The sequence below is a fragment of the Aeromonas sp. QDB23 genome (assembly GCF_027707745.1).
Lineage (GTDB): Bacteria > Pseudomonadota > Gammaproteobacteria > Enterobacterales > Aeromonadaceae > Aeromonas > Aeromonas allosaccharophila.
Genome location: NZ_JAPCJA010000008.1, coordinates 91,838 through 116,241 on the forward strand (window position 1 = coordinate 91,838; position 24,404 = coordinate 116,241).

Sequence of the window (24,404 nt, forward strand, 5' to 3'; positions counted from 1 at the left end):
CGGATTCAGAGCCCGTAACGCAATTTGAGCGTATCGGGGTGAAGGTCGAGATAGACCTGCTCGACCGCACAAAACAGCATTCTCAGAGCCCGTAGCGCAATTTGAGCGTATCGGGATGGGGATTGAGATAAACCTGCTCGGCGAGATAGGGGTTGGGGTACTCGCGCAGGTAGTGACGGATCAGGGTGAGCGGCACCAGCAAGGGGAAGATGCCGGTGCGGTACTTGTCGATGGTATCGGCAAGCTCCTGCTTCTGGGCCGGGGTCAGCACTCGCTTGAAGTAGCCCTGCAGGTGCATCAGCACATTGGTGTGGCTGCGGCGGTTGGCTCGCAGGGTCAGCGCCGTCATCAATCCCTTGATGTAGTTGTCGGCCACCTCCTGCAAATTGGTGGACTTGCCCAGATTGCCGAGCAGCTTGCCGAGGATGCGGTAGTGGGTGGTGGCATGGGAGAGCACCAGATACTTGTAGCGAGAGTGGAAGCGGATCAGCGCAGAGGCGGTAATGCCGCGGGCGCAGAGCTGCTGCCAGTCGTGGTAAGCGAAGACCCGCAGCACAAAGTTCTCCCGCAGGATGGGGTCGCACAGGCGGCCATCCTCTTCCACCGGCAACAGGGGGTTGGCCTCCATCAACGCCTTGGCAAAGAGGCCAATCCCCTCCTTGGCGCTCCCCTCGTTGTTGGCGCCATAGACCTTGACCCGCTCCATACCGCAGCTGGGTGATTTGGCACAGAGGATATAACCGGAGATAAAGTCGAGCTGACGTACCTTCTGCTCGCTGAAGGCAATCAGCTTTTCGGTGACATCGAAGCTGCCGTTGCTCGCCTCGGCGCGGATCTCGCCGTGGCGCTTGACCAGCCGGATGGCGGCGCGAGGCGCCCCTAGACCGATGGCCATCTCGGGACAGACGGGGTGATAGTCAAAGTGAGCGCCAAGATCCCGTTCGCAGAAGCTGGAGCGCTTGTGGCCCCCATCGAAACGCACCTCTTGGCCCAGCAGGCAGGCACTGATACCGACTTTAATCTTGTACATGATGACACTCCTTGTATAAGTCTTGATTCAGTTATAGCAGTTATACAAAAAAATGAAAGTTGTATAACTATTTGCGACTGATACGACACAAGGAGAAAAAAGGGATCACCGGAAAAAGAAAAAACCCATGGCGAACGCCATGGGTAAAAATCAAGACACTACGGACTACGGGAAGGAAAATTAGAAGCTGTACTTCACACCCAGGCTGGAGATGGAACCTTTTTGCAGATCCCAGTTGCGATAGGTGTAATCGGCAGTCAGTGCCCAATTCTGGTTGAGCTTGTAGGCACCGCCCACCTTGAAGTCGTGCATATCGTCGGTCATGTTGGCGTAACGATAAGCGGTGGAGAGCTCGATATCGCCGATGTCGTAGCGCAGGCCCACTTCACCGTACATGCTGCCACTGCTCTTACGGAGCACAGTATCCCAACCCCTGAAGTCATAGGCTCGCTCACGCTCCATGGTGTAACCCATCAGACCGGTTTCACCGTAGAGGTTCAGGCCGGTGCTGAGCGGGGTAAACACACCGATACCCAGACTGCCAATCCCCATGCTGTCATTGCCGTGCTGGGCAGAGGTGCCCTCGGAGAGCAGACGGCCGTAGAAGTTGTTGGCGAACGATTTGGAGAGATCCAGCGTTACACCGCCAAAATCGCGAGTCCCCTCACTGCTGGCATCACGGGGGAACAGAAACTTGTTGTGGCTCAGATAGTCGGATTTGGTGTGTGCCCAGGTCAGGCCACCCTTGGCGTAGCTGAAGGCATCCTGCGCCATGGCGGAAGTAGAGGCAAACCCGGCCAGAACCAGAAGAGAGACGGTTGCTTTTTTCATGATGATAACTCCATGTGATTGGGCCCGTGGCTACTGGCTACGAGCAGGTATGGAGTCATTGTGCGGCGAGGTTCCCTGCTTGCCGAGCGGCAAGCTGTTGCAAAACCATGTCAGATGTAAGCAGATATTGCTGGAGGTGTCAGCGGCAACAAGTTGCCGGCCCACACAGTTTGCATGGGCCGGATCTGCGAAAAAATCAGCGGAAGACCACCTCGTCAATTTCGACCCGCACCAGCGGCTGACCGGTCAATCCGGCGGGACGGGGGATCTCGAGGGCGAGCGATGGACGGGCTTGCCCCTTGCGCAGATAGGTCTCCGGCAGGCGGTTCTCGGCGACCCAGAAACGGGCCTCCTGACGGCTCAGCTGCACCCCGTCAGCACTGAACAGGGTCACCATGCCACGCACCCCGACCACATTGCGGCTGCCGGTATTGCTCACCATAAAGGTCAGCGCCAGCGGGTCAGATCCCTCGATCTTGTCCAGCTTGACCACCACACCGTCGCGTGCCATCTGGGCGAGCAGTTCCGGATTGGCCTTGGCCTGATCGGTCAGCACCGGGGCAGCGACCGCCACCACGGCCCCCGAGTTCTCCTTGGCAGCCACGCTCTGCACGGGGTCTGCCGGTTTGACCACCAGATACTCCCAGGTGAAGTCATCGTTGAGTTGAACCTGCCGGCCATCGGGCAGTGTTACCTGAGAGAGAGGAGCCGCCTGTGCCAGCACGGGAGTGAGACACAGGGCAACCAGCAGACGGGACAAGGGTTTCATAGGGCGAAGCTCGGTAACGGATGAAAGGGCGACAGTATAAACAGTCCCGTGACCCCTTGCCTATGACAGCACTCACGTTCTTGCCCCCCGCTCCTCCCGCAAGCTAGATGGCGAGATCGTGCCGCTCTTTCTGCGCCATATCCAGGGTCACCAGATCGAACTCGGTTCCCTTGAGAGCAGACAAAATATCCGATTGCATATCAAAGGCCTGGGCACGCTGATGCTCGGGCAGACTCACCCGGGCCAGGATGGTGGAGCAGTCGCACAGGGTATGGAAAAAGACCTGCGCCTCGTCCAGTCCCATGTCGGCCAGTATCTGCTCTGCCTGATCCACCATCCGCAGATAGCGCTGCTTGAGCAGCCGTGGATTGGTGAAGCGATTGCTCAGGCAACCGTTGCTCCCCTTGCCCCAGCGGCCGAGCTGACGCTTGTTGAAGCCATAGCGAAAATCGCGGCTCATCACCCCGTTGTCGGCAAAAAACCAGATGGTATTGGCAGGCAGTGAGCCGAACTGGGCCAGATAGTCATCCCGCTCCTCCACCGCAGCCGGGATCAGCAAGGGCAGGTGGGCCCACTCGGGACGGCTCTGCACATGCTCACCAATGCGGCGAACCGGGTCGATCAGCCCCTCCATATTTGGCAGGCGATCACAGAAGACGATCTCGTCGCTCTTGACGATCCAGTGCTCGATGTCATAACGCTGGCAATAACGGCGGGCACGGGCCACTTCGCTGCGGCTGCGGGTCGGGTTATCGAGGGTGATGGCGCGGATCTTGACGCCGCTGGCACGGCAAAGATCGATGCTGTAGCAGGATTCCAACCGTCCCGAAAAAGAGACAATCAGCTCGTCAAAACTTGCCAGTCGCTCAATCAGCAGCTGTTCCCTGGCTTGAAAAGAGTGATCATATCCCTGATTCAGTACAACAACATTGGCACCCATTAAACAGCTCCGAATGATGAACAGGTGCAGTATTGTGCGGGAAACAAGCTGAATAGACCCTTAAAGAGTCTGGTTAAAATTAAAACTTGATGATTATTTCCTGTGATTCTGCTGCTAAATCTTCATTTTGGGCGTCATAAATTCGCAATCTTGCCTGATGAACCAGATGGGCTCGCAAGAAACCCTGCGCCTGATCCAGCGAGGTAAAGGTCAGGCGCCCTCCCTCGCTGTCGGTCAGGCAGAGGCACTCTCCTTCCGCCTCGATGCAGAGCTGATAACCGCTGCCATCCTTGCAGGCGATAATCAGGGTCGCTTCGGGATAGTGACTCAACCAGTTGCGAAACCGGCCATGCTCCATAGTGCTCCCACAGGGGCATCACCCCTTGCCGGTGGCGGGCAAACAGCCCAGCTCACCCAACTGCTGACGGCAACTTGCCGCATCGGTGAAGACGATCCCCCTGATGCCGAGGGCCTCGGCGGCCGCAATGTTGGCGGGACTGTCATCGATGAAGAGGCACTCTGCCGGTTTCAGATCGAACGACACCAGCAGATAGCGATAGATATCCGGCTCCGGCTTCATCATCCGCACCCGCGCCGAGACCACCTTGCCGCTGAAGAAGCGCCAGAAATCCTGATGCTGCTCCAGCCAGTCGATACTGGCATGACCCATGTTGGAGAGGGCATACAGGGTGTGCCCCGCCCCGTGCAGCTCGGCTATCAGGGTTAGCATAGCGGGATCTGGCAGCAGGGAGGCGGGAACTGCCTGCAAAATGGCCAGATTCTGTGCCGCGGAGAGGCCGGTGCGCGTTTGTGCTTCGCGGGCCATGGTGTGGAGCGACATGGTACCTCTGTCTACCTCCAGCCAGTCCGGGTGGTTAAAGAGCTGTTCCGCCAACTGTTCGGCCCCTTGCGGGCCACGCACCGAACGCACTATGCCGACCGGATCCCAGCTCACCACCACCCGTCCCAGATCGAAAATAATCGTCATCGTCTTTACCTCCTCCACTGCGTGGTTGCCGTCAAAACAGCGTCAATAGAACTTCATTCATACGCCATTTTCTTAACCGGATACCCTGCCCCCATCACCGTCCGTGGGCAAGTTTTACTTGCATCAGACCGGCAAATCCCTTAATGGTTAGGGCGTTACCATCAGGATTTTGACCATGCAGCCAACATTCTTCTTTGCTTTCTCGTTTATCCGGCCCGCTTGAGGGAAGGCCTGTCGTCGTGTGACCAGAAAGCAAAGACGAATCGAGCCTCCCCCTAGCGGAGGCTTTTTTTTGCATTAATATCAATCGATTACTTGGATAGGGAACAATCATGGCAACGCTCGACGAGATCAGACAAGACATCACCCGGTTGGATCAGGAGCTGCTTGCCCTGCTGGCGAAACGCAAGACCCTCAGCATCGAGGTGGCCCGAGCCAAACAGGCCAACCCGCGCCCCATCCGCGACCACCAGCGGGAGCAGGAGCTGCTGGTCGCCCTGATCCAGAAAGGGCGCGTGCTGGGGCTGGATGCCCAGTACATCACCCGCATCTACCACACCATCATCGAAGACTCTGTGCTCTCCCAGCAGGCCTATCTGCAGAGCCTGCTCAACCCGGAGCAGCAGGAGCCGATGACCAGCGTCGCCTATCTGGGGCCGCGCGGTTCCTACTCCAGCCTTGCCGCCCGCAAATATCTGGCGCGCTACAAGGATCAGGTGATCGAGGTGAACTGCCAGAATTTCCGTGAAGTGCTGGATGCGGTGGAGTCGGGCCGCGCCGCCTTTGGCGTGCTGCCCATCGAGAACACCAGCTCGGGCTCCATCAACGAAGTCTATGACGTGATGCAGCACACCAGCCTCTCCATCGTTGGCGAGCTTACCTACCCCATCGAGCACTGCATCCTCACCGCCGTACCGACCGAGTTAAGCCGCATCAAGACCTTCTATGCCCACCCGCAGGTGTTCCAGCAGTGCTCCCACTATCTGAGCAAGCTGGAAGAGGCCCGTCACGAGATCTGCGACTCCTCCTCCAGCGCCATGATGAAGGTGAAGGAGCTGGCGAGCGCAGAGGCCGCCGCTATCGGCAGCGCCGCCGGTGGCGAGCTGTATGGTCTGGACGTGCTGGCCGAGCAGCTGGCCAACCAGAAAGAGAACTACAGCCGCTTTATCGTGGTGGCGCGCAAGCCCATCGACGTGGCGCCGCAGATCCCGGCCAAGACCACCCTCATCATGTCCACCTCCCAGAAGCCGGGCTCGCTGGTCGAGGCGCTGCTGGTGCTGCGCAGCCACGAGATCAACATGACCAAACTGGAGTCCCGTCCGGTGCAGGGCAACCCGTGGGAAGAGATGTTTTATCTCGATGTCTCCGCCAACCTGCAGACCCCGGCGATGCAGGCCGCACTGGTGGAGCTGACCAAGATCACCCGCTATATCAAGGTGCTGGGCTGCTACCCGAGCGAGGATGTGAAACCCACCGCAGTACCGCCGGTGCTGATGGGGAGTTAACCAGCCCACAACGACAAAAGGCGAGCACTCTGCTCGCCTTTTGTTTTGATGCCTGTTTCAGGCCCTGCCTATCAACTCAGAACTGACCGGCCATCAACTGGTTGATGTTGTAGAGGGCGCGGGTATCGAGCTCCATCTCGGTGGCATAGGTGTTACCGCGCGGATAGGAGGCAACCACCCGCGCACCGCGCACCACGCCCGCCACAGACACATCCAGCGAGTTGGAGGTCTGGGTCAGATCGCGGTAGCTACTCTGGCCGCGCACCTGCTGGCCATTGAGCTGCTCGGCCAGCTCGCGATAGGCATCCATCTTGGAGGCGCGAATGGCTTGCAACATCTTCTCAGACTGGGAGGGGCCGGGCTGGATGTCGATCACCGCATACCCCACCGCCTTGAGCACCGGAAAATCATCGGGCTTGCCACCCTGGGTGTAATCCACCACCCGGTTACCGCTGCAACCGGTGAGCAAGAGTGCCAACAGGCAACCAAACAGGATTTTCATGATTCGCTCCTCACGGGGTCAGGTTGACCAGATGGCCACCCGGTCTGGCCTGACTGTCACGCATCAGATAACCGCGATTGATCGATGCCCGGCCAAACGAGTTGTTGGCACCGAACAGATATTGTTGCGGGAGCAGGCTCTGGGCCGTGGTCTCCACCATCTTGGTGCGCATGTCGATAACACGGGCGTTGACCAGGATCCCCTTGCTGTTGCGGCTGAAAGTGCCGACCAGAATGCGAGAGATGGGCAAACGGGAGGAGAGATCCTTGTAGTTGCGGCTCAGCACGAAATCCCCCTGCGGCGTCACCTTGATGCTGCCGGTCAGCTTGAAGTCCACCACCACCTCGCCGCGGCGGTTGAGCTCGTAGATAAAGCTTTCCTCAATCTGCTGTCCCATCCAGTTGGTATCCTGCAGGGTATCGAGATCGACAAAGGAAGCCACTGCTATGGGTTCGGTCAGGGTGGTCAGAGATTTGCGCTCCATCAGCTGATCGGTCATACGCGCCACCAGCCAGTTGAGCTCCATCCCCTGCGCCGCCTGGCGGGGGTCACCCTGATCCCGATTGATAGGGTCGGAGCCGCACCCGGCCAATGCCAGGGCGAACGCCAACGCCGTGATGAGTTTGTTCATGGATACCTTTCCTGTATCTGCACCTGACTTATTATCGGACGCGCCGGACAAAGCTTGAGCCGGGAATGAGGCATGATTCTTGCTTTTTAATGGTCATTGTCAGCGCCAGCGTGCGCTGCCACCCGGTAAGTGTTGTGATCCATGTCGGCCAGCGGGCGCCATTTCCTCCAAAATGGCGCGCCTGCCCGCCAACTCAAGGTATCTGTTATGAAATTACCGCTGCTGTTGACCCTGCTGCTGGCCAGCCTGAGCGCCCGTGCCGAACTGATCGAAGCGCAGGGCAGCGCCGCCATTTTGGGGGGTGATGAAGTCTACGCCCGCGAGCAGGCGACCCGCGATGCCCTGCGTCAGGCACTGCTGGCCAGCGGCGCGGCCGTTTCCAGCGTCCAGCGTCTGGAAAATGGCAGCCTGCGCTCCGAGCAGATCCAGATCCGCTCCGGCGGCGACATTCGCCAATACCGCCTCAAGCGAGAAGAGGTGCGCAACGGTCGCATGTACATCACCCTGGTGGCCGACATTCAGGCCGAGCGCCAGATCTGCCAGACCCAGCACTTCGCCAAGGATTTGACACTGGTCAGGTTACGGCTGCGCTATCCGGATCAGGCCAGCTATGGCGCCATGGACGACATGCCGGAAAACCTCTCGCGGCGGCTATTCGAAACTCTCGCCAATGCGCCGCAAGGGGTCGCGGTGCGCCAGTGGCTGGATGAAAACCTGCGCATCGATCCGCTCCATCTGCAGCAGGGGGATCGCAGCGCCCTCGAGGAGATCAAGGCGCTCAGCCTGCGCACCGACAGCCAGTATCTAGTGCTCGGCAGCATCGACGATCTCTCCATCGAGCCGCAGGGCAATCAGCTGACCAGCTGGTATGAGGATCCCGTGCGCAACTTTCGCATGCAGCTCTACCTGTTCGACGGCATCAACGGCAGCCTGATCAACCGCAAGGTTTACGAAGGGCGCGCCACCTGGACCTTTGACAAGCGGGAACAGGTGGGCAGCAGCAGCGGCCAGTTCTGGCAATCGAGCTATGGCCAGGAGGTCAACTACCAGTTGCAACAAGCCGCTCAGGATCTGGTGGCCCAGCTTACCTGCGCCCCGGTCACCGCTCGGGTGGTCGGTCAGAACGAACGCGGCCCCTACATCAATCTGGGGCGGCGCAACGGCGTCAAGCTCGGCGACCAGTTCCGCATCCAGCACAACGCCGACTTCATCGACCCCTACGGCAAGTCGCGCATGATGCGCAATCCGGCCGACGGCCTGTTCGAGGTGGTGCAGGTATTTGACGATGGCGCCATCATCAGCAGCCAGAACAAATATTCGCCGTTTAACATCCAGAATGGGGATTTGGCAATATTGGAATAAGAATCAAGGGTTTAAAAGGGAGTTGCTTCTTGTATAATGTCCGCCACACAGCTCCCGTAGCTCAGTAGGATAGAGCGGTCCCCTCCTAAGGGATGTTTATTGCTTAAAAATCTATCTAAATAGGCTGTTATAAGATTTCTTAAATATTAGGAATTATAAATATTTCCTTTAAAAACATAGCTTTATAGATCAAAAAACATTCATAAACAACCAGGCTGCTTGTTTTGTGAGCGGCGCAATCGATGCCAGTTTTGCGCTATTTAAGAGCTATTCACGCCATTCAACTCTACTTTTGCGCTATTTTGCCGCTATAATGTCTCAATAGAACATTTTTCGGTGGTACCCAATGGCTCCCAAAAATCCGGCTACATCCATACGCAAAGAAGAGTTCGATCTTAAGACGCTGCTCCAGGGTCACCCTGCGGCCATAATTAAAGGGAAATTCTCATTTACCTTTAAAGACCAGTACATAGATAGTCTTCCATTTATTAATGATAAAAATAAATGTGTTGAATTAACGCACTATAGTTCTGACGATGAAAAATATAATGAAAAGAACAAACCAAGATTAAAACTAAGAATCGGAAACAGTGTTAAGACATTCTATATTGTTTACGATAAAAATCGGAGGCAGAAAATTGGCAATTGGACGCCTCGCACTAAAAGTGGACATTACCAAAAAGGTTTTTTTAGCGTTACACAGGCTAAGGAAGAGTTTAAGAGATTAGTTAGTGATGCTGAAAAGATTAATCCAGAAAAGTGGAAATATCAGTCTTTTACATTGAGAACATATCTTTTAGAGCATTATAAAAACGACCGTGAAAATAAATCAAACAAGAGAAATTCATTAAGCCCTGTTACCGACAAAACAATAAGGGAAATCTCATCTGCCTTTGAACCATGGTTAGACCTAAAGCTATCTGAATTTAATGAAGATCATCCAGTAATATTCAAAAAGTATTGGCAGAACAAAGAAACGCCAATAACATCAGAAACAATGAGGAAATACTATTCCTTATTAAACAGCTTGTTTAATATGTGTGTTACGTGCACCTATTTACCAAAGAATAAAATTGATAGGCATATTTTTCTGTTCCCAAGAAACCCTAAGAGGCCTGTCACAACATATACTGACCCCACAAATGAAGTCGTGGAATTTATTTTTAATGAAGACACTCCAGGTGGTGGGGATTCCAAGATCATAGTTGCAACCATGTTCCTATGCGGGGCAAGAAACTCTGAAATATATAGAAACACAAGCAACAATTTTAATATTAATGATAGATCCATACGTATTCCTGAGCAAATTAGTAAAAACAAGGCTGCACGCATTGTTGCTATTGAGTCTGACTCATACTGGAATTATGTAGCGAAATACAAAATTCTAAAAAGTTTGAGTGATCGAGAGGGTGAGTTAATGTTTCCTTGTTGTCGCGACGCAAAGGCCCCCCATGTAACTTCGAGCCTTTATCAGAAAACTTGGCAGGCAGTTAAAAAAGAGTTTAATTTTCCTAAGATAGGCCGACTATATGATGCCAGACATACTTTTGCCAAAAAAGCACTAGAAAGCGGAGTGCCTATTCAAGATTTATCTAAGATCACTGGACACAGCCTCGAAACGTTGATGAATTACTATATTGACAACAATATCAGCAAAGCTACAAGAGAAAAGTTAAGGAGTGCAACCAATTCTAATGCAGCTATAAAGGTGCAACAGGAAACGAATTTCCCTCCATCTGTTAATAGCTTATATGAAAGCTATGTTAGGAGATGTATAAAGAAGAATATAAAAGATGAACTCTCTACTTTCGTACAAGAAATGAAAGATTTGAGTGACCAAAACCAACTAAATGCAGAGCAAATTTTTTGGCTTAAAGAAATGCTGTAGCTTGAATATAAAGCTATTATTTTCTTACAATGGATTTGCTGAATGAGGCCATATTTCTAGGTATAGGCCATGAACATGATTCAGTTCGTTCATTCGCTCATGGAGGGGGCGTGTGCCCTCCATAGCAGCAGCAACATCAACAATTATAACCAGTGAGGTAACTGTCAGAAAATCTGAACATCGAGTACGATGATGAGAACAAATCATTGTCAATATGGGAACAGTAAAATATGTCACTTTCAGTTTATCAACCCAGTACGCAGGCTAGTTCAGCCCCCACCCTTATGACGACTCTCAACATCCCTCAAGATCCACTGAGTGCACATCTCTGGATCATAGCTGGCGTAGCTCCTGGCATCATTCATCGACTGGCTGAATTGATGAGTACCGATACGGGTTTGATATGCCGCTTAGCAGGCATTAGCAGGAGCACTGTTGCTCGCAAGCTGAGGATTGGGGCTACCCTATCAATCTCTCAGGGGGCTAGGGTATACGGCGTTGTGCAGGCCCTCGATGCGGCACTATCCCTCAACAAGAACGATACTGCCAAGGCGTTGTCATGGCTAAACAGACCAGCCTGGGGCCTCGGTGGCGTGGCTCCAGCCGAGTTATTGACTACACAGATGGGGGTTCAGGCTGTTGTGAATTTGGTGGGGCGGATTCAGCATGGGGTGTGCAACTAAATCGAGGTTTCTGATAGGCGAATCCCTACAGAATGCTTCAAAAACAACCAATCTCATCATTTTTTGAAATTTATTTCATTTACCCCACTTGAAAAATTCGGAAAACTGTCCATTTACTAATTATGAGAGCATCAATGAAATTTAAGCAGCTCACCATTATTCCGCTGCTACGCAGCGAAGATAAACCAGTTTTGTACACCCACGGCTATTATTTCATCAATAAACACTCATAATTGAAGGTCATAACAATCTAATAACGAATTCTATCGAAGGAGATACCCTTACAATAACTGGTTAAATTAGTGCCTAAGGCACTGAATAGTAAAACTTCAATTTATTTCTTGCATATATATCAATCATATGGGATTCACGCTACATGGTGTCATGAACAGTAGTTATTGATATGCACTCGTAAATTCGATTCTTACCATCGCGTTTAGCGTTGTAAACCTGAATGTCAGCTGCATTTATAAGCTCTTTTGCACTAATATCTTTTTTACTAACAGCAACCCCACCACTGAGTGTTACTCGAAGAGCATCTTCACGCCAGTCCAGATGCTCAACACCATGCCTTAATGCCTCCAGTAAAGATATCGATAAGTTCCCAGAGCCCACTTCAAACAATACAGCTAATTCTTCTCCACCATATCGACAGAACCAGCCATGCTCATAAAAAATTGAATTTCCAAGTTTCGCTACTCTTTTTAATACAGAGTCACCAGTTTGGTGCCCGAACGTATCGTTCACTTTTTTAAAGTCATCTAAATCTAACAGCGCTAAATAAAATGGTTCTTGCTTTTTTAACAGCTGAGAAAGCTTTATGTCAAAAAATCTACGGTTGTATAAACCTGTCAGTTGGTCAACATTAGCCTGTAAGCGAGCCTCTGATAATTCATGTGTCGATTTTGCCACTTCCTCATACACATGTGATAACTCAACCATTCTATTTTTGGGTGTTTTCAATGAGCTATTACGACTTGACCTAATAACACCATAAAGCTCATTGAGCATACGTTGAAAATAACGAGACCATGATAGCGCGAGCAATAGATAAAGGATGCAGGTTAGTGCGATGATCCCTTGAACATTAAGTGATACACTTTCAATGACACCTTGTAAGGTAGATTCTGGAACAACACTAACCAAGATCCAGTCTTGACCATCGACTTTATTATATGCCACAAACATCCCAGATTCTTTATCATGGAATACGCCTTTGTCTTTTGTGAACTTCGAAAGCCAAGTCATATCTTTCATGGGCGTAAACATTAGCTCTTTATCTGGATGAACTAACATCTTACCAGCCCCATTCACCAACATCTGATACCCAGCATCTTGCTTATAATTAAGCCACTTTGATATGGGTTGAAGTAATGTATCAATTGAAAAAACACCAACTAACTTCCCTGTCGGATCTTCAATTGTTTTAGCTAATGAGAGGGATAGCGTTCCGTAAATGTAGTCGTAATATGGTTCAGTCCAAACCATCTTGCCTTTATTTTTAACGGCAAGTTGATACCATGGCCTTATGCGTGGGTTAAAATTTGAGTCTGGTTGCCATTCAGGATGAACAAGCAATTGTCGATGCTCTGTGCCAACATAGATGTATTGTAGCCCAGCAGTTTCCTGATAACGCCGCCAGTCCTTTAAGTATTCAGACTGATGTTTGATCTTGTTATCTATAAAGTCTTTATAATCAACATTGCGATAGATAAGCTCAAACTGTGTTGTGAGGGTATCAATATATGGCTTAATCAAAACATTATGAAGTTGATCATTCTTGGATACTAACTGTTGCTGTAAATCACGTTGCAGAGTGACGGTCATATGATAGTAATAAATGGCCCCGAGAATTAATATGGGGACGAAAAGCAGAACTAACCCAAGACGCATGCGGGAAATCAATGACCATGTTTTCCACTGGGTTTTATCACTCATTACACCGACATCCTGTCTGAAAAGGTCTGAGGGGCTAACTATACTAGAAAGATTTGAATGAGCCCATGATTGTGATCACTCCCTCCAACCTGAACGCCCACCATTTAGGGCACACTCCTCGATGACGGCTTGCAACCTTGCATGCAATCAGAACGTTAAGGTTTGTCTACGATGAAGGCAATGACCGAATAACGACAACCATAAGTGTATGAATCTGCTATTTTTTAATGGGATTGGTCGCACAACATCAAATCTATAGTCACAATAGCCAAAGCCCCGAACTCATCTACAGAAACACCTTCAGGTGCTGCGCTCAGGTCTAATCGCCTAGCATCACCAAACAACCTATTGGTGTGCGCTTCCAGAGTCTCGTCCAGCTCTAAAGATGAGATCAGTTTTCTCCAGCTAGTGTGAGCCTTGAAATCCTCCACGACACAGTGTTGTAAACATAAACGCGGGACTTCGACCCACCTGCCGGAGTCAACACTGGTATGTACTTTGGCTTGAAAAATGACTCTGACCATCTCGTTGGCTCCAGATGCAAAAGCTGGGAGACTTTATGATATGAGGTCAGTTCATTAATGACAAATCGGTTAACTGAGACGTGGCATTTTGCTAGGATGGCCGAACAAAAATAGAGGGCACCAGGTGGATTCTTGGTGGTAAAGCTATCTACACCCACGTTACCAAGCTTGTAAACCTTGCCTCTGTCACCAAAGAGATATGGCTCACAATGATAGGTCTATCTACTGTAATAGACTGTCAGTACATCAAACGTAGAGACACACTGTATATGTTGGCGGCAGACACTGCCCACACAACAAGGAGATGTTGATGCAAAGCCCAGAAGTACCGGATAACGAACGGCTTCGCTTAGACGCATTGCGCCGATTAGCGATACTTGATAGCCCCGCAGAGGAGCGTTTTGACCGGATTACCAGGATGGCTCGCAACATGTTTGATGTGCCCATCGCATTGGTTTCATTGGTGGATGAAAACAGACAGTGGTTCAAGTCATGTTGTGGGTTGCCGGTATTGGAGACACCGCGAGACATTTCTTTTTGTGGTCATGCAATTCTCGGTGAAGAACTGTTTGTAGTTGAAGACGCGGCCCAAGATCCACGATTTTCTGACAACCCCTTAGTCACGGGGGAACCACACATTCGCTTCTATGCAGGCCATCCACTAGAAGTTGGGAACGGTTTGAAGCTGGGTACATTGTGCATCATAGACTCTAAACCCAGGGGTTTTAGCCCACGAGACCAAGCGCTGTTAGCTGATTTGGCATCCATGGTTGAGAGTGAGTTACAAGCCGTTCAGAGAGCAACCATAGATGAATTGACGGGGATAACTAACCGTAGAGGATTCATGCTGCTCGCCGAAAAAAGTTTGAAATATGCATTTCGTGTAAAACACCCAGCGGCCTTACTTTTTTTAGACCTAAATCACTTCAAACTAATTAACGATAAGTTTGGTCATGATATTGGCGATGACGCATTGCAACATATGGCCGAGTTATTATGCCGAGTATTTCGAGATGCAGATATATTCGCTCGTCTTGGTGGAGATGAATTTGTCGTTCTTTTACCAGGGACGAGTGGTGAAAATTGCCACAGAATTAAAGAGCGACTATATCAGGCAACGAATGATTTCAATAGCAATAGTGGGAAGCCATATCAACTTTCATGTTCTCTAGGCATTGTTGTTTACGATGCGACCATGCCACCGGATTTAGATCAACTACTGCGGCAAGCAGATGAAGAGATGTATTCATGCAAAGTGCAACGATAAAGAGCTGTCGCCAACAATTCAACTATCTGAGCATGTCTGTGACAGATTATTATTCATATACGGGCAAAAGGAATTAACCGTATAAAAATATATCCTAGTCATGATGAGTTTTTCTTATTTTGTTTCAGCGCATCTTTTTAATTGCCTGCCGATAAATACGCATTGGTGAGTAGCCACTCGAATTTCTATACATTAACTTTCAGCAGCTCAAACTATTTGGGAAGAGACACAGTTTAAGTGGTGCAAATCCATATCTCGTGAGACCTGTTGTAAACATCATTTGATTTTACATGGCTAATTTTTTAACATGAGCTATATTAAAAGTGGGATGTGTCAATGTGGGGTATGTATGCTTTCAGAATACAATATAAGAAACATATTGTTCATTCTCCTTACGACACTTTCTTCATGTGCTATTGCTGTTGAAACCAAAATAGTTCTAGTTAGTTCAGAGGACACTTATCATTCAAAGTATGGGTGTTGGCTATATAATATTTATAGTGAGGCATTTTCTAGATTGGGATACAAATTTCTATATCAAGGCGTTCCTGGTGGAAGAGCGCCGATCCTCGCGGAGGATGGCAGTGTTGATGGTGAAATTCATCGGGCCTTTGAATACCAACAGCAAACAACCAACTTGATCAGAGTGAATGAATCACATTTCAACGTAACTATTGAAGCTTATGTGTATGACAACAGATCAAAGTATAATTCCTGGCATAGCCTAGATAAGGAAGGATTAAGAGTTGAGTTCAGACGAGGCTCAAAACGCGCCGAAGATGCGCTTTCCAAGCTTATTACCTTACCCCTACCGACAGAGGTAAACACAACTGAGCAGGGATTGAAAAAACTGATAAAAGGACGCGTTGATGTATTTGTTGAACAAACTCTGGTATTTGATAGGAGCAAGCATGCATTGCTTGCGGAATCGACCGAGTATAATAAGATATATTCCGCAGGAATTGTTGATACCTTGGCAGGCTATGCGTATATTAATAAGAAACACTCAAGGCTAGCTAAAGATTTGGCCTTAATGCTTAAAAAAATGAAAGCCGAAGGTAGAGTAGAGCAACTGAAAGAGCAGTTTTGCTATTATGATTAATTTAAAATCCAGTTCGAGCCACGGCGCTTTACAAGCATCTGGGGTGATCGATGATATCCTCGCCTTCATAGAACAACACGATTGAGTTTTCATTGCCCCCTTAGCAATGGTCTCATTAGACAACCAAAAATGTGCATTTTCGCATACCCGCACTAAAAATCTGTCATCCGTAATCCAGCATTCTATTTAGCTATATCCAAATGGATGTCATAATCACATCGCTTCGGACACAACGTAAAAAGGCCGCTAGGATGCAACCGTTCTCTGAAACCAGTGATCCCCACTTTCTTCGCTTAGATGCATTGCGCCGCCTCCAAGTGCTTGACTCCCCAACAGAAGAGCGTTTCATTCGTATAACAAGAATGGCTCGCAACATGTTTGATGTGCCTATTGCCCTGATCTCATTCGGAGACAATGAACACGAGTGGGCCAAGCCTTGTTATGGCCTAAACATCCATGAACCTCTTCATAATATCTCTTTTTGTAAAGATGGATTTCTTAAAGAACGCATGCTTGTTATTGAGGATGCAACCAAAGATCCTCTTTATTATAATAATCCAATGGTTCAAGGGGAGCCATACATCCGATTCTATGCTGGTCATTCATTAGTAATAACTGATGGATTGCATATCGGATCGCTGTGCCTTATAGACCGTAAAGCTAGGTTTTTTGGAGAAAAGGATAGAGCTTTATTTACCGACTTGGCATTAACAGTTGAAAGCGAGTTACGTGCAGTTCAAATGGCGACAATAGATGAGTTGACGGGGATAACCAACAGGCGAGGTTTTATTCTTCTGGCTGAGAGGTATTTGCAACATGCATTCAGAACGAAAAGATGCCTTTCATTATTGTTTATAGATTTGAATCATTTCAAATCTATAAACGATCGATTTGGTCATGATGTTGGAGATGATGCATTGTGCCAAGCCGCCAGCTTGATCAACTTGATTTTTAGAAATGCTGATATCTGTGCTCGATTAGGTGGTGATGAATACGTGGTTTTACTACCCGAGACCAATATGAACAATGTTGACTCTATCAATCAACGAGTAATTCAAACCTTCAATGAGTTCAATAAACATAGCGGTAAGGTATATACCCTTTCTTGTTCTATAGGCGTTGTGGAGTATGATGCAACTACACCACCAGACCTAAATATATTACTCCGATTGGCGGATGAGGCCATGTATCGTTGCAAGCAGAATTGATAAATCATATGCACCCTATGGGCATATGATTAAAGAGAGTCATTAACTAGAATGGCAATAAGCTGCAACAATAAAAATATCAAGATAATTTTTATTAATGTACATTTTTAAATTATAATCACTTAATAGTTCGATTATGTGCCCATACAGTAACTGCAACTCTAGACTTTAATTTTAGTTTTCTTAGAATGTTTCTCACATGTATTTTTACCGTCCCATGAGATATAAATAATAATTTTGAAATGACTTTGTTTGAGTGACCTTCAGCAAGAAGTTTTACTACATCAATTTCTCTATGGCTTAATGATTCAATAATTCCAACATTACTTTCTGATAATGAACTTGACATTTTTTTATTGTTTAACTGAGGACTTTCAATTGATGTATCTGCACATATGCTCTTAATGCAGCTAATTAAATCAAGCGGTTCAATATTTTTTGAAAGATATCCATTGGCTCCGAACCTAAACGCCTCTACAACATCAATTTCCAAATCTGACTCGGTAAAGATAACGACCTTGCTTTTTATTTTCTTTGCTCTGATTCTTTTCAGCGTTTCTAATCCATTAAGCACTGGCATTTGAAGGTCAAGCAATATTAAATCTGGTTCATATTCTACTGCTAGCTCTAATCCTTCTTTACCATTGCCAGCCTCTGCAATCACCTTCATAAGGTGATCTGTTGAGAGTGTAGCTTTGACTCCTGCTCGTAATATAGAGTGGTCATCTACAAGCAATACTTTTAATGCTTGCATTTCTTCGATTGAAACTTTGTTGTCCATAACTACATACTCAATACCATGCTAGCGTCACATTACACCATATGTGCATAAAAAACACTATAAATCAATATGTTAACCAATATGCAGGATGCAACTATATAATGGCCCATAGCTATGTATCTTTATGATTTTAACCCCAGTCGTTTGGCTAGACGATGTAAGTTACCACAATCAATATCTAAGGCTCGTGCTGTTGCAGCCCAATTATCATTATGATCTGCTAGTACCTTTTTAATTAACGCAGACTGAAATGCATCAGTTGATGCTCTCAAACCCATTTGGTTACTAGCGAAGTCATCCATATTTTCGGTAGGACTTATGCCAGATTGAGGCATTGGTGGTATAGCTATACTGAAATGATGGGTTGCAAGCGTCAGAACCGGACTTCGTTGCTCTGCTCTAGCCAATACGGCACCACGATGAATGGCATGCTCCAGTTCGCGCACATTACCAGGCCAGTCATAGCCCTTCAAAAGATGCAGTGCTTGAGGTTGGATCCGCAGTTGCTCTAACCCCATACTCACTCGACAGCACTCGCAAAAGTAACCAGCCAGCAAGGAGATATCATCCTCTCTGTCTCTCAAGGCTGGTACATGTATAGGGAAAACACTCAGGCGATGATAGAGGTCTGCTCGAAACTCGCCATCGATGACCGCTTTCTTCAAGTCTCGATTCGTTGCAGCAAGCACACGTACATTGACTTTTAGTGGAGTGTCATCACCAATCCGCTGCAAGTCTCCATATTGAATGACACGTAGCAATTTTGCCTGCAATGATAAGGATAATTCACCAATTTCATCCAGGAACAATGTGCCCTTATCCGCTAGTTCAAATTTACCCGCACGGTTATGAATAGCGCCTGTAAACGCTCCCTTCACATGTCCAAATAGTTCACTCTCTGCTACGGATTCCGGTAGAGCTGCGCAATTGAGATATACCAATTTGCGATCTGCCCGTGGCGAGCCAAGATGTACAGCTTTTGCTATTAACTCCTTACCTACACCCGTTTCGCCCAAAATTAGGACGTTTAAATCAGTATTAGCAACTATATCTACTTCATGCTTTAGCTGCTGCATCGCCCGAGAATGCCCGATTATCTCGAATCTATCTGCACCTGTTGGTGTTGAAGGTATTAATGGCTCACTGCTCTGGCGAGCTAAACGCTCTAGTAGTAATGAGTTACTTAATGCCGCTGCCGCTAGCGCACCAACTAAACGCAACTCTTCATCGCTAATGTCATCAAACTGGGCAGGATTCATTCCATCGATGGTCAATGCACCAATCAAGACTTGATCGGAGAACAAAGGTAAACCAACACAAGCATGCACCTTAAATTCTGCATGATCAGGGATCAAGCCATCATAGGGGTCTGGCAAGTTACTATCTGCCGGAAAGCGTACTACGTCACCAGCACGAGCAATTGCCTCCATGCGTGGGTGCTCCTTGATGGCGAAACGGCGTCCTAATACGTCCTGCATTAAACCATCGATGGCGAGCGGGATGAACTGGCCTCCTTCGTACCGTAGCAAGGCTGACGCATCTGAGTTCAGTAGGCTGCGAATACTCTGGATAAGGCGGTGGAATCTGTCTTGATGTGAAATCCCCAGCTGTATGTCTATAGCAATACGAGCCAAACTGTCTGTCGAAATCATCGTTAGTGTCCAAATGACATTGATGCTGTCATTTAAACAATATCAATGCGATGTCATTTTAACAAATCAATAAATTAAATCTCACAAAAACAATAAGTTATGGGTTGGCATGTTAGCTGCAATAGTTGATATCAAGAAATACCAACTATTACATACTGAGGAATTGCCAGATGACCATTCATGTCAAAAACAACATTCACTGGGTCGGCCAACGGGACTGGGAAGTTCGAGATTTTCATGGTACTGAGTACAAGACAAACAAGGGGACGAGCTACAACAGCTATCTCATCCGTGAAGGGAAGAACGTGCTGATTGATACAGTCGATCATAAGTTCAGCCGAGAGTTCGTTCAAAACCTTGCAGCAGAGATCGACCTTAACCTTATCGATTATGTGGTGATCAACCATGCTGAGGAAGATCACGCAGGGGCACTGACCGAATTGATGGCTCGTATCCCAGGCACTCCGATTTACTGCACTCACAACGCTATCGACTCAATCACGGGACACCATCATCATCCTGAATGGAACTTCCATCCAGTCAAAACAGGCGACAGTCTCGACATCGGTAATGGCAAGCAGCTGGTGTTCATTGAAACACCTATGCTGCACTGGCCCGACAGCATGATGACCTACATGACTGAGGACGCAGTGTTGTTTTCTAACGATGCCTTCGGTCAACACTATTGTGATGAGCATCTGTTCAATGACGAAGTAGATCAAACCGAATTGATGGAGCAGTGCCAACGGTACTACGCAAATATCCTCACCCCATTCAGCCCACTTGTGACAGCTAAAATCAAAGAGGTGCTTGGATTCAACCTGCCAGTAAGCATGGTGGCAACCTCCCACGGTATTGTCTGGCGTGAGGATCCGACCCAAATTATTCTCAAGTATCTGGAGTGGGCAGACCACTACCAAGAAGATCGTATCACCCTGTTCTATGACTCGATGTCAAACAACACCCGTATGATGGCCGATGCCATCGCACAGGGTATTCACGAAGTTGACCCTGGGGTCGCAGTCAAGATCTACAACGTAGCCCGCCACGATAAGAACGAGATCCTGACACAAGTGTTCCGCTCCAAGGGAATACTCGTGGGCTCATCCACAATGAACAACGTCATGATGCCTAAAGTGGCAGGCATGCTGGAGGAGATCACTGGCCTGCGCTTTAGAAACAAGCGGGCTTCTGCATTCGGTAGTTACGGTTGGACTGGTGGTGCAGTAGACCGTATCCAGACCCGACTGATGGATGCAGGCTTTGATATCAGCATTTCTCTGAAAGCCAAATGGCGGCCAGATGGTTCTGCACTGGCAGAATGCCGCGAGCACGGACGCCAGCTCGCACGTCAATGGGCGTTACATCCGATTGAGATGCCTCTCCTAGAAAAAGCAGCCCATCAAGAAACATCAACTGTTGATATCTCCCCTGTAGAGGAGACCACCCAGTCAGTTGTAGCCGGAGTAGACGATGATCAAGCAATGCTCTGCACTGTCTGCCAGTGGGTTTATGACCCCGCCTTAGGCGAGCCGGATCAATTGGTTGCGGCTGGCACTCCCTGGAGCCTTGTACCGGAGAGTTTCCTTTGCCCTGGCTGCGGCATCGGTAAAGAGGTATTCGAACCATGCGCAGTGGAGGCATGTGTATGAGCGCCTTAAATGAGCGTGATGTTGGTTCCTGCCAGGATATAGTCATCATCGGCAGCGGCTTTGCCGCTCAGCAGTTGGTAAAAAGCTTGCGTAAATTAGATGGTGAAAGACCGATCCGTCTTATTACCGCTGACAATGGCAATGAATATAACAAGCCGGACTTGAGTCATGTGGTCAGTCGTGATTACACCGCCAGCGCAATGACAAAGTTGACGGGGGCTCAATTTGCTGAACAGCAACGTATTATTCTGTCACCTAATACGATTGTGCATAGCATTAGTCCGAATAACAAAATGGTACACACAGATCATGGCGATTTTTATTATGGCCAGCTAGTGCTGGCAACTGGGGCCAGTTCTATACGGCCTTCCATACCAAACTCAGATCAAATGGTTACCCTCAATAGCCAAAATGATTATGCCAATGCCGAACAATTAATTAAGAATGCAAAACGCATTATGGTACTCGGAGCTGGTTTGATCGGCTGTGAGTTGGCTATGGATATGGTGGGTCAAGACCGAATTGTGACGCTTGTAGATCTGGCGGACAGCCCACTAAGTACATTAATGCCAGCCTCATTGAGTCAACCGTTACTGCAAGCCTTACGGGAGCAGGGGGTTGACCTTAAACTTGGTCGAGGTATCAAGTCGATACAAAGAAGAGATGTCAACGAATCCTTTACGATAGAGCTCACTGACAGCAGTTTCAATGAACAGGATCTTGTCATTTCAGCTATAGGTCTACAACCGAATCTATCCTTAGCGATGAATGCAGGACTGGCTGTTAAACGCGGAATTGTAGTAGATGATTACCTGAGAACATCGAGTGAGCACATTTATGCTCTTGGTGATTGCGTTGAGTGGAAAGGTGAATTGCGACCCTTTTTGCAGCCAATTATTCTCGGTGCCAATGCATTATCTAAAACTCTGATTGGTAAGCCAACACCATTAACGCTTCCTCCAATGCTAGTGAAGGTAAAAACACTTCAATATCCTTTGCAGTTAGCTGGTAGAACCAAAGGTGCAGACCTTTCATGGCAGTTTAAGTGGAATAAAAATGGAATGGTCGCAGAAGCTCGCAGCGAGGATGGTGAAATGTGCGGCTTTGTCGTAGGTGGAGACCAGATGGGAGCTGCATTCCCACTTCTACGCCTTCTTTCTAGATGAATAATTGCTGGCTGAGCATATGCTCAGCCTTACTTAATTTCATAGGTTATTAAGGATAAAACATGTCGCTACTGCATAGTATACCAGCTCATTGGGTTGTTCGCCGTTCAACCCCATTCTTTACAAATGAAAACGTACCACAGGCTCTATTAACCCATCACAATACAGCTGCTGGCGTATTCGGTCAGTTATGTGTAATGGAAGGGACGGTAACATATTACGGTTTTGCTGATGAAACAGCAGAGATACCTGAAATTACGCTTGTAATCCGAGCCGGAGAGTTTGCAACCAGCCCACCTCAGTATTGGCACAGGGTTGAACTATCTGAAGATGCTAGATTCAATATCCACTTTTGGGCTGAAAACGTAAGCTCAGATAGCCCGCTCATTAAGACGAGAGAATAGACTACAATCTGGTCATCGCCACAAACCAGGCCAACTGCCCATCCAGATCAAAATAAACAACTGGAATGTTGTTTATGATTGGCTGTTTTTTCGATGGGGGTTGGCTAGATGAGTGGGATTGAAACCATAACCATGCTGAGTGGCTTGGTGTATCTGTTGTTGTTCCAGTGGCATGAGCGTTCAGGCTGGTCTTGGCAGCTGTTCATGATGCTAACCGCTGCTGTATGGTTGACGGTAGCAGCCAAGCCACCACTAAGTAGTTTAATCGTGCTTGCTGTCGCTATTGGCATGCTTTATAGATATAAATTAATATCCGCATTTTATGATTCAAGTGATCAACAACTTCGTAGTTTAGTTAGATATTTCTTAGTTATATCGTGGGGATTTGTAACAATACAGTATGGTGTTTATATTTTTCAACTCCACCAGGGTGACCTACCTTGGCTGTCTAGACCTGATATCGTAGATGGCTTTCTACCTATAGCGGGCGGTCTTGGCTTGCGAGCGTTGTTGAGCTTGGGCATTACTGATTACCACCACCCAGCGGCAACAATCACAGTCTTGGTTATTTCCTTATCTGGACTCATTTTAGGTCGTGCCTTCTGCTCATGGTTTTGCCCTCTTGGGGTTGTCGGTGAATGGCTGCATCATTTTCGAAATTTGCTGCTACCTGGTGAGTGGACTCCGCCAAAATGGTTAGACCTACTGCTCAAGTCTCAGAAATTTCTAGTTCTATCATTTCTGATGTTCATAGTTATTCTTGCTGTTCCAAATATTGCACTGCCAGGGTACTTGATGAGTCAGTATCACCAAGCTGCTGACATGAAAATGGGAGCCTTCTTTTTCAACTTGAACTCCATATCAGGTATTTTTGTTGTCTGGGTATTAAGTGTCACGATGTTTTTCAAGCAAGGTTTCTGTAGATACCTATGCCCTTATGGTGGATGGCTTTCCTTGCTGGGACTTCTGACACCATTACGTATTCGCAGGTCTTCCAGCAGCTGTTTACGAAGCAAGGGATACGATTGTGATAAATGCAGTAGAGCATGTCCATCAAGGATACAGGTTCATGAACTTATATCAGTCAGAAATATTGAGTGTACAAACTGTTTAACTTGTATCTCTGCATGCCCAAAACAAGCTAATGCGATTCATTTTGGTACTGCGAATAAAAAGGTTTCAGCAAAAACTTTGCTTGCAATGTTGTGTGTTTTACTTCTCTTAATGCCATTGCTAGCTCATGTGATTTTCGATTTTTGGACAAGCAACACACCATTAGAACAACGCCGCTATCTATTGGATATTCTGCCGAATCTGTCACATTAGAGTTATAACTGTTCAAGCGTCACTTTTCAGTGACGCTTTTTTCTATAAGTGATTCAGTAATGCAATAATGATCACCATTAATCGAAAATAATCTTTTCATTATGAACCCACACTGCAACCTCAATTCTTGAGTGTAGATTCAATTTTTTAAGGATGTTTTTCACATGAACTTTAACTGTTGCATATTCCGGCCGATCATGAACACCAATTCCGATTCAACGTGAACACCATTTCCGGACCAATGTGAACGCTCAT

At 48.0% G+C, this 24,404-nt stretch carries 24 protein-coding genes and 1 other annotated feature; of the genes, 11 read left to right on the forward strand and 13 right to left on the reverse strand.

The genetic code is table 11. The features are described 5' to 3' along the window. Positions 1 to 82: 82 nt before the first annotated feature. The 7 genes from PG888_RS06000 to PG888_RS06030 all read right to left on the reverse strand — a co-directional run bounded on the left by PG888_RS06000 (position 83) and on the right by PG888_RS06030 (position 4,892). Positions 83 to 1,030: a YbgA family protein gene (locus PG888_RS06000; RefSeq protein WP_182939023.1), complete on the reverse strand. Its 948-nt coding sequence runs from the start codon at positions 1,028 to 1,030 to the stop codon at positions 83 to 85. A 180-nt stretch (positions 1,031 to 1,210) separates the two neighbouring features. Continuing rightward, a complete protein-coding gene (locus tag PG888_RS06005) occupies positions 1,211 to 1,861 on the reverse strand; it encodes an autotransporter outer membrane beta-barrel domain-containing protein (RefSeq protein WP_182939022.1) in 651 nt (216 codons plus the stop codon). Positions 1,862 to 2,057: 196 nt separating this feature from the next. Then, positions 2,058 to 2,630, reverse strand: coding sequence for a DUF3157 family protein (locus tag PG888_RS06010; RefSeq protein WP_182939021.1), 573 nt, complete (start codon positions 2,628 to 2,630; stop codon positions 2,058 to 2,060). A 103-nt stretch (positions 2,631 to 2,733) separates the two neighbouring features. Then, positions 2,734 to 3,570 carry a hypothetical protein gene (locus PG888_RS06015; protein WP_182939020.1) on the reverse strand — a complete coding sequence of 279 codons (837 nt, stop codon included), beginning with the start codon at positions 3,568 to 3,570 and terminating at the stop codon, positions 2,734 to 2,736. 79 nt (positions 3,571 to 3,649) lie between these two features. Continuing rightward, positions 3,650 to 3,928: a DUF6482 family protein gene (locus PG888_RS06020; RefSeq protein WP_182939019.1), complete on the reverse strand. Its 279-nt coding sequence runs from the start codon at positions 3,926 to 3,928 to the stop codon at positions 3,650 to 3,652. A gap of 18 nt (positions 3,929 to 3,946) precedes the next feature. Continuing rightward, the gene (locus PG888_RS06025; protein WP_182939018.1) at positions 3,947 to 4,558 is read right to left on the reverse strand and encodes an HAD family hydrolase; all 612 of its coding nucleotides are present in this window, start codon (positions 4,556 to 4,558) and stop codon (positions 3,947 to 3,949) included. A 94-nt stretch (positions 4,559 to 4,652) separates the two neighbouring features. After that, on the reverse strand, positions 4,653 to 4,892 hold the full coding sequence (locus tag PG888_RS06030) for a hypothetical protein (RefSeq protein ID WP_182939017.1): 240 nt from the start codon (positions 4,890 to 4,892) through the stop codon (positions 4,653 to 4,655). Beyond that, positions 4,730 to 4,852: a sequence feature (Phe leader region), on the forward strand. (Overlaps the previous gene by 123 nt.) Here PG888_RS06030 and pheA point away from each other — a divergent pair. After that, positions 4,891 to 6,063 carry a prephenate dehydratase gene (gene pheA, locus PG888_RS06035; RefSeq protein WP_182939016.1) on the forward strand — a complete coding sequence of 391 codons (1,173 nt, stop codon included), beginning with the start codon at positions 4,891 to 4,893 and terminating at the stop codon, positions 6,061 to 6,063. The genes PG888_RS06030 and pheA overlap by 2 nt on opposite strands. A 76-nt stretch (positions 6,064 to 6,139) precedes the next feature. Here pheA and PG888_RS06040 read toward each other — a convergent pair whose 3' ends face one another. Together PG888_RS06040 and PG888_RS06045 are read right to left on the reverse strand one after the other, a co-directional pair. After that, positions 6,140 to 6,565, reverse strand: coding sequence for an LPP20 family lipoprotein (locus PG888_RS06040; protein ID WP_005338717.1), 426 nt, complete (start codon positions 6,563 to 6,565; stop codon positions 6,140 to 6,142). A gap of 10 nt (positions 6,566 to 6,575) precedes the next feature. After that, entirely contained in the window at positions 6,576 to 7,196 is a 621-nt protein-coding gene (locus PG888_RS06045) for a FlgO family outer membrane protein (RefSeq protein WP_182939015.1), read from the reverse strand. A gap of 207 nt (positions 7,197 to 7,403) precedes the next feature. Between PG888_RS06045 and PG888_RS06050 the strand changes: the two genes are divergently transcribed. From PG888_RS06050 to PG888_RS06060, 3 genes are all read left to right on the forward strand, one after another. Next, complete coding sequence (locus PG888_RS06050) at positions 7,404 to 8,558, forward strand: flagellar assembly protein FlgT (protein ID WP_182939014.1); 1,155 nt, start codon at positions 7,404 to 7,406, stop codon at positions 8,556 to 8,558. Positions 8,559 to 8,904: 346 nt separating this feature from the next. Further along, positions 8,905 to 10,446, forward strand: coding sequence for a tyrosine-type recombinase/integrase (locus PG888_RS06055; RefSeq protein ID WP_270692955.1), 1,542 nt, complete (start codon positions 8,905 to 8,907; stop codon positions 10,444 to 10,446). A 284-nt stretch (positions 10,447 to 10,730) separates the two neighbouring features. Continuing rightward, the gene (locus PG888_RS06060; RefSeq protein ID WP_234664832.1) at positions 10,731 to 11,129 is read left to right on the forward strand and encodes an antitoxin Xre/MbcA/ParS toxin-binding domain-containing protein; all 399 of its coding nucleotides are present in this window, start codon (positions 10,731 to 10,733) and stop codon (positions 11,127 to 11,129) included. A 372-nt stretch (positions 11,130 to 11,501) separates the two neighbouring features. On the opposite strand, the gene PG888_RS06065 is transcribed toward PG888_RS06060, so the two are convergent. Further along, positions 11,502 to 13,067, reverse strand: a complete 1,566-nt coding sequence (locus PG888_RS06065) for a sensor domain-containing diguanylate cyclase (protein ID WP_270692956.1) — start codon at positions 13,065 to 13,067, stop codon at positions 11,502 to 11,504. Positions 13,068 to 13,901: 834 nt separating this feature from the next. Here PG888_RS06065 and PG888_RS06070 point away from each other — a divergent pair. The 3 genes from PG888_RS06070 to PG888_RS06080 all read left to right on the forward strand — a co-directional run bounded on the left by PG888_RS06070 (position 13,902) and on the right by PG888_RS06080 (position 17,168). Then, positions 13,902 to 14,858 carry a sensor domain-containing diguanylate cyclase gene (locus PG888_RS06070; protein ID WP_270692957.1) on the forward strand — a complete coding sequence of 319 codons (957 nt, stop codon included), beginning with the start codon at positions 13,902 to 13,904 and terminating at the stop codon, positions 14,856 to 14,858. Positions 14,859 to 15,207: 349 nt separating this feature from the next. Beyond that, positions 15,208 to 15,960, forward strand: a complete 753-nt coding sequence (locus tag PG888_RS06075) for a transporter substrate-binding domain-containing protein (RefSeq protein ID WP_270692958.1) — start codon at positions 15,208 to 15,210, stop codon at positions 15,958 to 15,960. Between the two features lie 251 nt (positions 15,961 to 16,211). Then, positions 16,212 to 17,168, forward strand: a complete 957-nt coding sequence (locus PG888_RS06080; RefSeq protein ID WP_139728109.1) for a sensor domain-containing diguanylate cyclase — start codon at positions 16,212 to 16,214, stop codon at positions 17,166 to 17,168. Between the two features lie 118 nt (positions 17,169 to 17,286). Here the strand turns inward: PG888_RS06080 and PG888_RS06085 are convergent, their stop codons facing one another. Continuing rightward, on the reverse strand, positions 17,287 to 17,949 hold the full coding sequence (locus PG888_RS06085; protein ID WP_139707762.1) for a response regulator: 663 nt from the start codon (positions 17,947 to 17,949) through the stop codon (positions 17,287 to 17,289). 122 nt (positions 17,950 to 18,071) lie between these two features. Continuing rightward, positions 18,072 to 19,601, reverse strand: coding sequence for a nitric oxide reductase transcriptional regulator NorR (gene norR, locus PG888_RS06090; RefSeq protein WP_163129268.1), 1,530 nt, complete (start codon positions 19,599 to 19,601; stop codon positions 18,072 to 18,074). Between the two features lie 170 nt (positions 19,602 to 19,771). On the opposite strand from norR, the gene norV reads away from it, so the two are divergent. The 4 genes from norV (at position 19,772) to PG888_RS06110 (ending at position 24,149) form a co-directional block, all read left to right on the forward strand. After that, positions 19,772 to 21,253 (forward strand): anaerobic nitric oxide reductase flavorubredoxin, encoded by a 1,482-nt coding sequence (gene norV, locus PG888_RS06095; RefSeq protein ID WP_139707766.1) that lies wholly within the window; start codon positions 19,772 to 19,774, stop codon positions 21,251 to 21,253. After that, entirely contained in the window at positions 21,250 to 22,419 is a 1,170-nt protein-coding gene (gene norW, locus PG888_RS06100; protein WP_270694418.1) for an NADH:flavorubredoxin reductase NorW, read from the forward strand. The genes norV and norW overlap by 4 nt, the downstream gene beginning before the upstream one ends. Positions 22,420 to 22,481: 62 nt before the next feature. Continuing rightward, positions 22,482 to 22,823, forward strand: a complete 342-nt coding sequence (locus PG888_RS06105; protein WP_139477674.1) for a DUF1971 domain-containing protein — start codon at positions 22,482 to 22,484, stop codon at positions 22,821 to 22,823. Positions 22,824 to 22,931: 108 nt separating this feature from the next. After that, positions 22,932 to 24,149, forward strand: a complete 1,218-nt coding sequence (locus PG888_RS06110) for a 4Fe-4S binding protein (protein WP_270694419.1) — start codon at positions 22,932 to 22,934, stop codon at positions 24,147 to 24,149. Between the two features lie 77 nt (positions 24,150 to 24,226). Here PG888_RS06110 and PG888_RS23220 read toward each other — a convergent pair whose 3' ends face one another. Next, positions 24,227 to 24,364: a LuxR C-terminal-related transcriptional regulator gene (locus PG888_RS23220; protein ID WP_442866239.1), complete on the reverse strand. Its 138-nt coding sequence runs from the start codon at positions 24,362 to 24,364 to the stop codon at positions 24,227 to 24,229. Between the last annotated feature and the right edge of the window lie 40 nt (positions 24,365 to 24,404).

Excerpts from the sequence above, each read along its gene's own strand:
- PG888_RS06000 (WP_182939023.1), bottom strand. The coding sequence starts at position 1,030 with ATGTACAAGATTAAAGTCGGTATCAGTGCCTGCCTGCTGGGCCAAGAG.
- PG888_RS06015 (WP_182939020.1), bottom strand. The coding sequence starts at position 3,570 with ATGGGTGCCAATGTTGTTGTACTGAATCAGGGATATGATCACTCTTTT.
- PG888_RS06075 (WP_270692958.1), top strand. The coding sequence starts at position 15,208 with ATGCTTTCAGAATACAATATAAGAAACATATTGTTCATTCTCCTTACG.
- PG888_RS06010 (WP_182939021.1), bottom strand. The coding sequence starts at position 2,630 with ATGAAACCCTTGTCCCGTCTGCTGGTTGCCCTGTGTCTCACTCCCGTG.
- norR (WP_163129268.1), bottom strand. The coding sequence starts at position 19,601 with ATGATTTCGACAGACAGTTTGGCTCGTATTGCTATAGACATACAGCTG.
- PG888_RS06030 (WP_182939017.1), bottom strand. The coding sequence starts at position 4,892 with ATGATTGTTCCCTATCCAAGTAATCGATTGATATTAATGCAAAAAAAA.
- PG888_RS06045 (WP_182939015.1), bottom strand. The coding sequence starts at position 7,196 with ATGAACAAACTCATCACGGCGTTGGCGTTCGCCCTGGCATTGGCCGGG.
- PG888_RS06060 (WP_234664832.1), top strand. The coding sequence starts at position 10,731 with ATGACGACTCTCAACATCCCTCAAGATCCACTGAGTGCACATCTCTGG.
- PG888_RS06085 (WP_139707762.1), bottom strand. The coding sequence starts at position 17,949 with ATGGACAACAAAGTTTCAATCGAAGAAATGCAAGCATTAAAAGTATTG.
- norV (WP_139707766.1), top strand. The coding sequence starts at position 19,772 with ATGACCATTCATGTCAAAAACAACATTCACTGGGTCGGCCAACGGGAC.
- PG888_RS06040 (WP_005338717.1), bottom strand. The coding sequence starts at position 6,565 with ATGAAAATCCTGTTTGGTTGCCTGTTGGCACTCTTGCTCACCGGTTGC.
- PG888_RS06065 (WP_270692956.1), bottom strand. The coding sequence starts at position 13,067 with ATGAGTGATAAAACCCAGTGGAAAACATGGTCATTGATTTCCCGCATG.
- pheA (WP_182939016.1), top strand. The coding sequence starts at position 4,891 with ATGGCAACGCTCGACGAGATCAGACAAGACATCACCCGGTTGGATCAG.
- PG888_RS06070 (WP_270692957.1), top strand. The coding sequence starts at position 13,902 with ATGCAAAGCCCAGAAGTACCGGATAACGAACGGCTTCGCTTAGACGCA.
- PG888_RS06005 (WP_182939022.1), bottom strand. The coding sequence starts at position 1,861 with ATGAAAAAAGCAACCGTCTCTCTTCTGGTTCTGGCCGGGTTTGCCTCT.
- PG888_RS06055 (WP_270692955.1), top strand. The coding sequence starts at position 8,905 with ATGGCTCCCAAAAATCCGGCTACATCCATACGCAAAGAAGAGTTCGAT.
- PG888_RS06080 (WP_139728109.1), top strand. The coding sequence starts at position 16,212 with ATGCAACCGTTCTCTGAAACCAGTGATCCCCACTTTCTTCGCTTAGAT.
- PG888_RS06105 (WP_139477674.1), top strand. The coding sequence starts at position 22,482 with ATGTCGCTACTGCATAGTATACCAGCTCATTGGGTTGTTCGCCGTTCA.
- PG888_RS06025 (WP_182939018.1), bottom strand. The coding sequence starts at position 4,558 with ATGACGATTATTTTCGATCTGGGACGGGTGGTGGTGAGCTGGGATCCG.
- PG888_RS06050 (WP_182939014.1), top strand. The coding sequence starts at position 7,404 with ATGAAATTACCGCTGCTGTTGACCCTGCTGCTGGCCAGCCTGAGCGCC.
- PG888_RS06020 (WP_182939019.1), bottom strand. The coding sequence starts at position 3,928 with ATGGAGCATGGCCGGTTTCGCAACTGGTTGAGTCACTATCCCGAAGCG.
- PG888_RS06110 (WP_270694419.1), top strand. The coding sequence starts at position 22,932 with ATGAGTGGGATTGAAACCATAACCATGCTGAGTGGCTTGGTGTATCTG.
- norW (WP_270694418.1), top strand. The coding sequence starts at position 21,250 with ATGAGCGCCTTAAATGAGCGTGATGTTGGTTCCTGCCAGGATATAGTC.